The organism is Nocardia violaceofusca NBRC 14427 (assembly GCF_963869435.1).
Classification (GTDB): Bacteria; Actinomycetota; Actinomycetes; order Mycobacteriales; family Mycobacteriaceae; genus Nocardia; species Nocardia aobensis.
Genome location: NZ_CAWMPM010000038.1, coordinates 95,270 through 106,611, shown reverse-complemented (window position 1 = coordinate 106,611; position 11,342 = coordinate 95,270). Strand labels below are relative to the sequence as shown.

Below are 11,342 nucleotides of genomic sequence, written 5' to 3'. Positions count from 1 at the left end.
CTGTCGCCCAGGCTCAAGTCACCTTTCGTCCCACCGCGTGAGCTGTTTCGGCTCATCGAGTCTCTTTTGGTCGCGTTCTCGGTACGATTCCTCGGGTATCGCACACACCCTCGGTGCAGGAGGTCAGGCGGTTCGACCATGACCATCGCCCTCAAAGTCCTTCTCCAGGACCAGCGCTTGCATGAACACTCCGCCTTCTCAGCGGAGTACAAACGGCACGCCGCAGCCCTGGGATTGGACAGACATGCGGCGCCCCCGCCAACCAAGGGCCAGTACTACAAGTGGCTCGCCGGAACCCTGACCAGCGTTCCGCGAGGCCATCACTGCCGCGTCCTGGAAAGCATGTTCCCGGGCTGGACTGCAGAAGATCTGTTCTCAACGACCGACATGGTGGCTGACCGGTTGAAGCGGCTGTCCCGCAACCGTTTCGGACGAGGACAGCTTGCCGACTCTGTCGCAGCGGCATTGCAGGCTCGGGACATCAGCGTGACGGGTTGGGGCTCCGCGCGTCTACCGGTGGCAGTTGGCACTGGCGCACCTCAATTGCCCGATGCCGTAGGCGATTTCGACAGTGCCGATCTTCCTCCGGATGCAAGGCGGATCGGCAAGAAGCTGGCAGCACTCGCTCAGGTTCTTCGGCTCAGTCCGACGGAGACGGTTCAGTTGGCCGGCTTGGTCGGCAACGTCGTGGAGCTGGAACTGAGAATCGAAGTCCACATCGACGGCAACGGCAACTCCCGACTGGTCTATACGCACGACGTGTTCAACATGTCCGGCGAGCCACTGACGCGCGTCGCCCGCCAACTATGGTTCGAGCACGCCGTGTCGAACGGCCTACGCATCGAACCCCTCCGCCGAGATCACCGCCAAGTCTCCATCGACCGCACACACAATGCGGGCCCGACCATGGCCAAGTTCTCCTGCCAGGTCTCCCCAGCAATCCAGCCAGGTGAAACGGGAGTCATCAGCTACACGTGCACCGGTGGCCAATTCATCGATGCCTTCTACTGGCGGCAAGACATCCTTCGCTACACCCGCCACTTCACCATCGTGATGCGCCAAGCAGGTCGACACCGACTCCTCACCTGCAGCGGCGAGCAAGTCCAGCCGAACGGGCTGATCAACAGCGCGACCGAGGACCTACTGTGGGACTACGACGGCGATGACATCGTGGTCACGCTGACCAGAGACTATCTGCGACCGAACGAATCGGTGACGCTACGTTGGGAGATTGATCGTGACCAGGCCACTACGTGACGCCGCCGAGCACGTTCTACGAGCCTGGAACCGATACGAAATCGAACGCGGCGCGCACCCCGTCATCGACTACGACTGCTCGCCGGTAACCTCCGACGTCCCGGCAGTCGACAACAGGCTCGAAGCCCTGCAACGCCTGTCGGAACTCCACGCCGAAGCCGCAGCCGCTGGCGACACCGCCCTTGCAACCAGAATCGACGCAGACATCGCCTACTGCGCCGCACTGCTCGGTGAGCACGACTCCCTCGATCGGTACGTTCGCCGCACGCAGGGATGCGCGCCCAAGGGATGGTCGGACGAATACCTCCAGCAACACCTCGAGCGAGCACAACACTGCCTCGCCGCACTCGGCATCGACTGGGGACCCAAAACCCTCACCGACTTGATGGAAGCCGAAGGCCCACTCGACGCCTCGGTCAGCGCAGACGCGATCCGCGAAGCCGCCGCCGACCTCGAACCCAGCGTGCGCGCCGCAACAGGAGCGACCGCGGACTACGACCTCACCATCGAATCCGTCGACATCGACGCCTACTGGAGCTACTGGCTCGACGGCGCCGGCCAGAAACCCCGACTACGAATCAACCTCCGAAACGCCCGCTTCACCCAGGTAGTAGCCCGCCAATTCGCACTCCACGAAATCCTCGGCCACGCACTGCAATTCGCAAGCATCGCCGCACGCTGCGCCGAAGAAGACGTGCCGTGGATCCGCCTCTGCTCGGTCCACTCACCGAACCAAGTACTGTTCGAAGGCCTCGCCCAGGCAATGCCGCTATTCGTCACTCCCGACGACGAAAACCTCACCGCCCGAGTGCGTTTGGATCACTACCACCAGCTCGTGCGCGGCCAGCTACACCTCGCGCTAGCAGCCGGACACCCGATTCTCGACCTAGCAGAACATGCCCGGCGCAGCGTACCCTACTGGACCGATTCCCAGATCGCCGACCTGCTCACCGACCGTGGCGCCAATACCCTCTTGCGGTCCTACATGTGGGCGTACTCCGCCGGGATAGATTGGTTCGTTCGCCTCGCCGATACTCCTGATGCGCCGACGGATCACGTCTTGCGCGCCGTCTATCAGGCACCACACACTCCCGGCGACCTCATGGCGTATTGGCCTAGCGGTCCAGACATCGGAGCGGAATGACACCAGCGCCAAGCCCTGCGAACCGACCGATAACTGATCGCGAACTGTCTTCTTATCATTCGTGACACTCCCGAATCCAGTTGGGGCGTCGAGGTGGATCGGATCTGAGATTCTCCGAAGAAAAAGAGCAAGATTCGATATACCCCTTCCCCTTTGGCGACGCGGATGGAAGCCTCGAACGTATCTGGCGTAGCGCGAGGAACTCGATAGGAACCGAATCGAGGCCTCGACCATGCTGCGACTCTGGAATTTCCGCCAAGGTAGTTGCGCCGACAATTCCGAACACAGCTGCACGCCCGGCACGCCGAGCGCACTAGTCGGATTCGAAAGCTGTCCCCGTGCGGCTGCCTACATTTCGCCACCGATTCTTACTTCCGCGGCAACCGTGGATCCGTCCGATGCGGGCAGCACGACCGCAGGACTCGCCTTCCGCCAGGCGGTACGGCGTTGCGCACCGTGCCGACCACTCCAGCAACGCTGCCTTCTCGCCGATGAGCCACACCGACAGCTATCAGACAGCAATCATTCGGTTCTTGTAATTCGATGCAGAGCCGAGAATCTTCATACCCGCAACCAGTCTCGAACGGCCCGCAGTTCGGCCCTCCGGTGCGTCTCAGGAACGTCGGATGCCTAGTGGCGGCGGCAGACCTATCGGCGAGCGACGTGAGCATCACCTTGTCGTCGAAGGCGATCGGCGCGATCCGCCAGATCTTCGCAGGCTCAGCCGAGTCGTCATCGAGCTGGCGAAAGAATCGACAACCACCGAGGAGGAAGACCGTTGAACGGCACCGTCGCGCTCGCTGTCGCCTACCTGCGCGTCTCGGACAAGAAGCAACTGAACACCGCCATCGACATCGACCCCGACGGCAATTCCATTGCCACCCAACGCACGATCGTCCAACAACGAGCCCACACACTGCCCGCCCAGATCGTCCAGGAATTCGTCGAGCCAGGAGTCTCGGCCCAGTCGATCGAAAAGCGCCCCGCCTTCCAGCGGATGCTCACCCACCTCCAGCAGAACCCGCAGATCAAGTACGTCATCGTCTACATGCGCTCCCGCGCCTTCCGCAACTACATCGACGCCGCTATCACCAAACGGCAACTCGACCTGCTGGGCGTGAAGCTGATATCGGCCAAGGAAGACTTCGGCGACGGCATCTACGGCGACATGATGGCCGCCATCACCGACATCTTCAACGACACCCAGAACCGGTTGTCCGGCCAGGACATCAGCACCAAGATGCTGAACAAGGCCATGAACGGCGGCACCTGCAGCCGGGCAAAACTCGGCTACGTCAACGCACGGATCACCGTCGAGGGCCGCCAGGTCAACACCATCAAGACCGACGAAGAACGCGCATCATTGGTCGTTCGGGCATGGGAGCTCTACGCGACCGGCGATTACTCGATCGAGGACCTCGAAGCAGCAATGGCCGACATAGGCCTCACATCCCGCCCCACCGGCGCCCGCCCGAACCCGCGGCCCGTCTCCGCGGCGACTCTTCACAACATGCTGCGCGATCCCTACTACGTCGGCTACGTCACCTGGAAGGGCAAGATCTATCCCGGTCGGCATGAGCCACTGATCGACCATGAACTCTTCGAACGTGTGCAGAACGTCTTGCGCAAGCGAAGCGGCAACGGCACCCGGGACCGCATACACGCCCACTACCTGAAAGGGTGGCTCTTCTGCGCACGCTGCCGAGACGAAGACACCACCGCCAGGTTGGTCTACAACGTCTCCACCGGCCGCAACCGAGTGCGGTACGCCTACTTCGTCTGCCGCAGGAGCAAACAAGGCCTCTGCGACCTACCCCACCTGCCGGCCGAGACCGTCGAAGAAGCGATCCTCGACCACTACCGAACCCTGCAGCTGCCGACCGACTTCGCCGCCACGACGCGACGCCTGCTCGAACAGGTCGTCTCCGACGAACAGAACACCACCCGAGAGTTGCACGCGAACCTGAACCGCCAAATGAAGGAACTCGACCAGAGCGAAAACCGGTTGGTCGATCTGCTCGCCGATGGCTCGATGCCTCAAGCCAAGGTGCGCATGAAACTCATCGAGATCAAAGCTCAGCGCAACCGGATCGAAGCAGCGCTCACCAACACTTCCGAAGAACTCAGCGTCGGAACGACGGTCCTACGTCACGCCCTCGACCTCATCGCCGACCCGTACAGCCTGTATCTGGACGCAGGCCCAGACGTACGGCGACTGCTGAACGAGACGTTCTTCAAGTGCTTCTACATCGATGACCTGGAAGACGCCACCGCACTACGAATCACCGACGACAAGACCGGCATGTTCGCTGACCTTCACTCGGCAGCCCGAAACAACCCAAATCGAGCAGAGGACAAACCTGGGACAAACCGCCGCGATGCACACCTGCGGACGGTCACTGTTTCGAATAAAGAGGTTCTGGTGGTCCCAGCTGGTTTCGAACCAGCGACCTCTCGCGTGTGAGGCGAGCGCTCTCCCGCTGAGCTATGGGACCGGGATATTTCGGGGCGGCTGGAGTGCCGTTCCGAACGAGAAGGAACCTTAACACGCATCCCTGGGGTCACACCAAATCGGGGCCTGACCTGGATGTTTCAGTCGGCCGGCGATGGACGGAACGTGAACGGGCGCAGAAGGTCTCGTGTGAGCCGGATCGTCGCGCGGTCGGCCCCGGGTATCGACGTGAAGCATCGCGAGACATCGGGCGGGGCCGCGTCCGACGGAGACGCAGTTGCGGTTGCCTGCGTCGCAGAGAGGGTCGCAGGGAGAAGGCCGACCGGACTACCCGTCGCCGGTCCGGGCCAGCCGGCGAGCTCGACACCCAGCACCCGGTCCAGTACCACCCACGCTCCGCTTCTACCGCAGCGCGGCGGGCGCCGACTGGGCTCCGCGGCCGCAGTCGCCGCACCGAACGGATGCCCCTTCGGGGCGGGGGACGACGGCGCCGGAAGGACACCGCGCCCTCGGTCCACCACACTGGCGTCACCCGATGGGGCGCACTCACACCCCCGGAAAAACACACCCGTGTTATTCACTTTTACCCCGATCTACCAGGCGATTTGTTGAGCGCGCGGGTTGTGGGCTAATGTTCTCTCTCGCAGCCGGAAGGGGCCGAAAAGCCCCGGAGACGCAGCATGCGGATGTAGCGCAGTTGGTAGCGCATCACCTTGCCAAGGTGAGGGTCGCGGGTTCGAATCCCGTCATCCGCTCGAAGGCCAACCCGGCCTTGGTTGGCGGTGTGGCCGAGTGGTGAGGCAACGGCCTGCAAAGCCGTGCACACGGGTTCGATTCCCGTCGCCGCCTCTTAGTAGGCGAACCACGCGCGATTAGCTCAGCGGGAGAGCGCTTCCCTGACACGGAAGAGGTCACTGGTTCAATCCCAGTATCGCGCACCAACGAAGAACAGGTCAGCCCCGGTTTCGACCGGGGCTTTCTTGTATCCGGACCAGGGAGAATGCGTCCGCTGTCCCTTCGACTGGGATACGGTCGAACAACGAGCCGAGCGGCAAGGAGAGATGTCGTGCGCGATTCGGTAACCGTTCACATGGCCGCGTCGCCGGCGCAGGTGTGGGCGCTGGTCAGTGATGTCACCCGGATCGGCGAGTTCAGTCCGGAGACGTTCGAAGCCGAATGGGTCGGCGGGGCAACGGGTCCCGCGGTGGGGGCGAAGTTCCGGGGGCATGTGCGGCGCAACCAGATAGGGCCGGTGTACTGGACCACCTGCCGGGTCGAGGTGTGTGAGCCCGAACGCGAATTCGCCTTCACCGTCCTCGGCCCCGGGGGGATGAGTATCAACAGGTGGAGTTACCGGCTCGAACCGCGAGACGGTGGCACCGATGTCACCGAATCGTTCGAATTGGCGGCGATCGCGCCGTTGCGGCTGTACTGGACAGCGCTCGGGTGGGCGCGCGGACGGCGCAACCACAACGACATGGCCACCACGCTCAACCGGATGAAGATCGCGGTCGAGCACGGCTGAAGCCGGCCCGGGCTAGCGGGCGAGTTCGACACCCAGCACCCGGTCCAGCACCCGCGCTCCGTTGTCGGTCAACCGCAGCGTGCGGCGGGCGCCGGGCCGTTCCACCCAGCCCGCGGTTTCCATGCGGGTCAGGACCGCGGCGCCGAGCGCGCCGCTCAGATGATGGCGTTGCTCGCTCCAGTCGACGCAGAAACGCAGCAGCGGGCGGCGCCGGCCGCGGGCGGCGTCCAGATCCACGCCCAACTCGGCGAACAGGGGTTCGGCATTCGGGCCCAGGCGGTACGGGTGGTCGGTCATCGGCGCCGAGATCGGATCTCCCTGTGCGCGTGCGGTTCCCGCGACACCGTCGATCCGGGTCAAAGCCTGCCGGTCGAGCAGCGCCTCGGTGACCGCGACACCCAGTTGCCCGGCCAGGTGGTCGTAGCAGCTGCGGGCCCGGCGCAGCGCTGCCGCGCGGGTGGATTCCCGCAGGGAGCGCACGGGCCGCGTCGGCGCCAGCACGGCCAGCGCCTCGATCGCGGCGCCGACCCGGGAATTCGCGATGCGGTAGTACCGGTGCCGGCCGGATCGCTCGACGGTGAGCAGCCCGCCCTCCACCAACCGGGCCAGGTGCTCACTGGCCGTGGACGCCGCGACGCCGGATTCCGCGGCCAGTACCGACGCGGGCAGCGCGCGCCCGTCCGCCAGGCCGATCATCATGCGCGCCCGGGTGGCGTCGGCGAGCAGCGCGCCGACGGCGGCGATATCGGCATATCCGTAGAGAGGTCGGCGATCGGTCATGACTCGAGTCTGCCGTGACAACACTTCGGTCCGCACCGAATTGTCGCCGTCCGCCCGTGCCCACGCCGGAAGCCGCCTCACAACCTTGACTATGGTCCCGGTTCGGCCGACATTGGGGTGGTGCGTGCGCGTGCCGAGGAACTCGATGCGGCGCCGACCGAGGGATTCGACCGGGTCGGAGCGGTCGAGATGACATTGAGCCGGTTCGGCGCCGGCGACATCCACGGCTCCATCGACGAGATCGCCTATGCCGCCGCCGACCTCGGCGGCGAATACTTCTACGTCACCGACTCCCTCGGCCCGCAGGTCACCGCCGTGGTCTATCGCCGTAGTCGCCGGCGCCGCAGGTGGTTCCGCGGCCGGAACTGACCCGCCGATACTTCGGCCCCGACCGAAGGGTTGCGCACCCACACTGCGGATATGACTTCGACTGCACAGGTGCGCAACCCGGCCGTCATCCTCACGGTGATGGGTGCCGGGATGTTTCTGGTGTTGCTGGACGTGACCATCGTGAATGTGGCCCTGCCCGCGATCGGGCGTGGTCTGCATACGGACGTCGCCTCGCTGCAATGGGTGGTGGACGGATATGTGATCGCGATCGCGGGACTGCTGCTGGCGGCGGGGACCGCCGGCGACCGGATCGGTCATCGCCGCATGCTGCTGGCAGGATTCGCGGTCTTCGGGCTGGCGTCGCTGGCGTGTGCACTGGCTCCGGCGATCGGGGTGCTGATCGCGGCGCGGGTCGTCCAAGGCGTGGGCGGGGCGCTGCTGTTGCCCAGCACGATGGCCGTCATCGTGGACGTCTTCCCGGATCGAGCCCGACAGGCGAAGGCATTGGGCACGTGGGCGGCGGTCTCGTCGCTGGCGCTGCCGGCGGGGCCGCTGCTCGGCGGAATACTCGTGGACCGCTTCGGATGGCGGCCGGTGTTCTGGATCGCGGTGCCGCTGACGATCGTGGCGACCGTCGCGGCGCGGGCCGTGGTACCGACCGCACCAGCACGGCGTGGTGGGCGTATCGAGGTGCCGGGGCCGGCCGGGTTCGTCCTCGGCCTGAGCGCGCTGGTGTTCGCCATCATTTCCGCGGGCCACCACGCGGGGATCGCGGTCGTCGGCACCGCGGCGGCGGTGGCGGCAGGCGCTCTGGCCGGCGCGTACGGCGCGGCGCGGCGCAGCACGCATCCGTTCCTGCCGGTGGACCTGTTGCGGCACAAGGAATTTCTCGCTCCCAACGTCGTCGCCCTGATGATGAACCTGATCTTCAACGGCATCCTGTTCATCGGCATGCTGTATCTGCAGGGCACGCTGGGGCGCTCCCCCGTCGCCGCCGGCGTCAGCGTGCTCCCGCTGGCCCTGCCGCTGGTGCTGCTGGCACCGACATCGGGACGGTTGACCGCCCGGTACGGTCCGCGCCCGGCGATCGCGATCGGCTGCGCGCTCGCGGCCTGCGGTTCGGCGATGCTGCTGACACTCGACGGCCGCGGTGGAAGCGGCGGGCTCCTGCTGAGTTTCTCCGTGCTCGGCTGCGGGTCCGGCCTCATCACGACATCGGTGGTCGCGGCGACTGTACGCGCCACACCGGCGGACCGGTCCGGACTGGCGACGGGTGTGTCCAATACCGCCCGACAGGTCGGAACAGCTTGCGGGGTCGCGATATTCGGTGCGGTGGCCGGATCGCCCACCGGGCCGGGCTTCGTCGGCGCCATCCACGCCCTGGCTATCGGATCGGCACTCGCGTGGGTGGTGGCGCTGCTGATCACCGTGTTCGCCATCGAAGCCGGCGGGCCGCGAACGGCTGAAGCGGATCGCAACAGCCGCCTCACCGAACCGGCCCGCCGCTGATATCCGGTCACCACATCGGCGGACACGCCCGCGCGCGAGCGCCCGGAACCCGCACGAGGGCATAGGCTTTCGAATGGACGTGCGAGACAGCGAAAGGCATGTGGTGACGACCAACCGGATCGAGGAGATACAGGCCGGGCTGCTCGACGACCTGCGCGACGGCATCTCCTTCACCTCCGAACAGATGGCCGACACGCTGGCGGACATGGTCGCGGCGCAGGCCGAGGAACGACCCCGTGACGGCGAACTGCTCACCCGCCGGCTCGGGCTCGACGGCGCGCGACCGGAGACCTTGACGCTGCTGGGCGCCCGCTTCGAACTCTCCCGCGACCGGGTGCGCCAGCTCTACACGCGGGCGGCGGGGCAGCTACTGCGTCGAGTACAGGCCACCGGCTACCCCGACCCCGCCGTGTTCGCCGGACAGTATCCGGTCGGCTGGGGCGATCAGCGGCTGACGCGTACGCTGCTCATCGAAACCTACGTCGGAGATTGCGATATCGCCGCTCAGGATCTCGCGTATCTGAAGCTGCGGCTGGCCGGACATTCACTGATCGACGCCAAACGGGTCGCGGGTTTCGTCTATCAGCGCATCGCGGGATGGCAGCAGCGCGGCCGCTGGCATCTCGATCGCCCCCGAGCGGCCGAACCCGCTGCCGGGCAACTGCTTCCGCTGCTGCGGCGGGTGGAGTGGCCGAGTGGCGATCCCGACGATCTGCCCGAGCTGCCCATCACGACGGTCGACGCCGACGACGACGCCCGCGGCCACATGTTCGCCGAGAAGCTGGGCCGCGAAACCACATTCGACACCGCGTTGCAGGCCCGGCTGCTGCGCATGCTCGACGACGGCGAACAGGTCGACAGCTACACCGAGCGGCCCGTGGCCGTCGACTTCGCCGTCGACGAAGTCGCGGACTCCTACTGCCCCACCGTCGGCGCGCGACTGACCGACGGACGGGTGCTGCTGATCGATGTGGTCGCGTTGGGGCAGTTGGGTTTACACGCCAACCGGGTGCGGCTCGCGGCGGCCCGTGCGCAAGCGCACGCCCGCGGCTGGGGTTGGCTGGTGTTCACCGGCAGCAGGCTCGGGGAGCCGGATCTCTTGCGGCACACCGTGTCCGCTCGCTCGGAGAACATCCTCCGCAACCGGATCGCCACCGGCGCCGTGCACTGGGCCGAGTTCCGCGGCCTGGCCGACGAGACCGGCCTGGAACCGGTGGACCTGATCGCGCTCGTCCTGCGCCACGGCTGGCGCTGGGATCGCGCCCCGTTCCGGCTGAGCGCGACCTGACCAGCCCTACTTCAACATGAATCCCGCAACGATGAACGTCACGATCACCAGCATCGCGAAACAGGTCATCAGCTGCCAGTGCAGCACCGCCTCGCGCTGACGCGCGATCCGCACCCGCAGGCCGGCCTCCAGCCGGTCGCGATCCGACAGCCGGCGTTTGACCGCGTCCAGCTCCCCGGCGACGATTTCGGCGCGTTCGAGCCGGTGCATCATCTTGTGCATCTGTTTGGCCTTGTCGCGAGTCGCCCTGCGCGCCAAGGCCAATTCGGTGCGCTGGTCGAGCAGTTCCTGCCGCTGCTGCGCGATCATCATCGCCTGTGCGTGGGTGTGGGCCTCCCAATCGCTCACCGTCGCCCACCCTCTCGTGTCCTCGTCCAGATACCCGCAGGCCAACGTGCCCGCGACCCAACCATCGATGAATTCCCTTATTCCCCACGGGGTTTGCCTGGGGCTGAGGATACCGTCGGAATCGACGACCAGCCCACCCGACAATGCCCGGTACTCACAGCCGGCGGCGGCGAAATCGTCCACGCCCAGCGCCGGTATCTGCCCGATCCAGTATCCGGTCGGGCACAACCACAACACCTCGTCGCAGCCCACCGCCTTCAACCTGGCCGTGCGTTTTCGCGCGTCCTCGATCGAGACCGGCGCGCTGCGCACCTCGATAGCGCACAACCGGTTCCCACGCCGCCACAGCAGACCCGGTGTCTGCGCACCCAGCGGTTTGTCCACCTCGGCATCGTCGGCGCCCGCCGCCAGCAGCCTGCCGCGCAACCAGTACTTGAGCCGCTGCACATCCCAGTGACAATCGCCACATCCGGGTTCGCGACACCGGTCACCCGCCTGATGTCCGCGCGGATTCGGCTCCACCACAGGCAGTTTCACCGGCTCCAGGGGAGCCAGCGTCGTCGTCTGCTGCCTCGTGTCGGCCCGTTCTGTCGTACTCACGCGACCACTCCCCTACCCGTGCACCAGCGGCCCGTGCGGTCCGCTGTATCCAGAGTGCCGCACCGGCCAGGGGGCTACACGTCCCCGTGACCGGTTTCGTTATCCAACC

General features: G+C 65.8%; 9 protein-coding genes, 4 tRNA genes and 1 pseudogene. 10 read left to right on the top strand and 4 right to left on the bottom strand.

The window, feature by feature from the left end; genetic code table 11:
* Window positions 1-138: 138 nt before the first annotated feature.
* From AC5592_RS28860 to AC5592_RS28850, 3 genes and pseudogenes are all read left to right on the top strand, one after another.
* Window positions 139-1,257, top strand: coding sequence for a hypothetical protein (locus tag AC5592_RS28860; protein ID WP_063066034.1), 1,119 nt, complete (start codon window positions 139-141; stop codon window positions 1,255-1,257).
* Entirely contained in the window at window positions 1,232-2,401 is a 1,170-nt protein-coding gene (locus AC5592_RS28855) for a hypothetical protein (protein ID WP_198163962.1), read from the top strand. Before AC5592_RS28860 ends, AC5592_RS28855 begins: the two co-directional genes overlap by 26 nt.
* Window positions 2,402-3,179: 778 nt before the next feature.
* Window positions 3,180-4,205: pseudogene (locus tag AC5592_RS28850) on the top strand (recombinase family protein); the annotation flags it as partial.
* Window positions 4,206-4,211: 6 nt separating this feature from the next.
* On the opposite strand, the gene AC5592_RS28845 reads toward AC5592_RS28850, so the two are convergent.
* A complete protein-coding gene (locus AC5592_RS28845) occupies window positions 4,212-4,358 on the bottom strand; it encodes a hypothetical protein (RefSeq protein WP_232329594.1) in 147 nt (48 codons plus the stop codon).
* 463 nt (window positions 4,359-4,821) lie between these two features.
* Window positions 4,822-4,896, bottom strand: a tRNA-Val gene (locus AC5592_RS28840).
* A gap of 639 nt (window positions 4,897-5,535) precedes the next feature.
* On the opposite strand from AC5592_RS28840, the gene AC5592_RS28835 reads away from it, so the two are divergent.
* From AC5592_RS28835 to AC5592_RS28820, 4 genes are all read left to right on the top strand, one after another.
* Window positions 5,536-5,608: transfer RNA gene (locus AC5592_RS28835), tRNA-Gly, on the top strand.
* A gap of 23 nt (window positions 5,609-5,631) precedes the next feature.
* A tRNA-Cys gene (locus AC5592_RS28830) sits at window positions 5,632-5,702 on the top strand.
* Window positions 5,703-5,719: 17 nt separating this feature from the next.
* Window positions 5,720-5,794: transfer RNA gene (locus tag AC5592_RS28825), tRNA-Val, on the top strand.
* A gap of 125 nt (window positions 5,795-5,919) precedes the next feature.
* Window positions 5,920-6,378, top strand: a complete 459-nt coding sequence (locus AC5592_RS28820) for an SRPBCC family protein (protein WP_036502976.1) — start codon at window positions 5,920-5,922, stop codon at window positions 6,376-6,378.
* 12 nt (window positions 6,379-6,390) lie between these two features.
* On the opposite strand, the gene AC5592_RS28815 is transcribed toward AC5592_RS28820, so the two are convergent.
* On the bottom strand, window positions 6,391-7,158 hold the full coding sequence (locus tag AC5592_RS28815; RefSeq protein WP_063066030.1) for an ArsR/SmtB family transcription factor: 768 nt from the start codon (window positions 7,156-7,158) through the stop codon (window positions 6,391-6,393).
* A 120-nt stretch (window positions 7,159-7,278) separates the two neighbouring features.
* Between AC5592_RS28815 and AC5592_RS28810 the strand changes: the two genes are divergently transcribed.
* From AC5592_RS28810 to AC5592_RS28800, 3 genes are all read left to right on the top strand, one after another.
* Window positions 7,279-7,527, top strand: coding sequence for a hypothetical protein (locus AC5592_RS28810; RefSeq protein ID WP_146161329.1), 249 nt, complete (start codon window positions 7,279-7,281; stop codon window positions 7,525-7,527).
* A gap of 51 nt (window positions 7,528-7,578) precedes the next feature.
* Window positions 7,579-8,997 (top strand): MFS transporter, encoded by a 1,419-nt coding sequence (locus tag AC5592_RS28805; protein ID WP_063920414.1) that lies wholly within the window; start codon window positions 7,579-7,581, stop codon window positions 8,995-8,997.
* Between the two features lie 73 nt (window positions 8,998-9,070).
* The gene (locus AC5592_RS28800; RefSeq protein WP_232329593.1) at window positions 9,071-10,285 is read left to right on the top strand and encodes a hypothetical protein; all 1,215 of its coding nucleotides are present in this window, start codon (window positions 9,071-9,073) and stop codon (window positions 10,283-10,285) included.
* A gap of 6 nt (window positions 10,286-10,291) precedes the next feature.
* Here the strand turns inward: AC5592_RS28800 and AC5592_RS28795 are convergent, their stop codons facing one another.
* Window positions 10,292-11,233: a hypothetical protein gene (locus tag AC5592_RS28795; RefSeq protein WP_157122294.1), complete on the bottom strand. Its 942-nt coding sequence runs from the start codon at window positions 11,231-11,233 to the stop codon at window positions 10,292-10,294.
* Between the last annotated feature and the right edge of the window lie 109 nt (window positions 11,234-11,342).

Excerpts from the sequence above, each read along its gene's own strand:
- AC5592_RS28800 (WP_232329593.1), top strand. The coding sequence starts at position 9,071 with ATGGACGTGCGAGACAGCGAAAGGCATGTGGTGACGACCAACCGGATC.
- AC5592_RS28860 (WP_063066034.1), top strand. The coding sequence starts at position 139 with ATGACCATCGCCCTCAAAGTCCTTCTCCAGGACCAGCGCTTGCATGAA.
- AC5592_RS28805 (WP_063920414.1), top strand. The coding sequence starts at position 7,579 with ATGACTTCGACTGCACAGGTGCGCAACCCGGCCGTCATCCTCACGGTG.
- AC5592_RS28815 (WP_063066030.1), bottom strand. The coding sequence starts at position 7,158 with ATGACCGATCGCCGACCTCTCTACGGATATGCCGATATCGCCGCCGTC.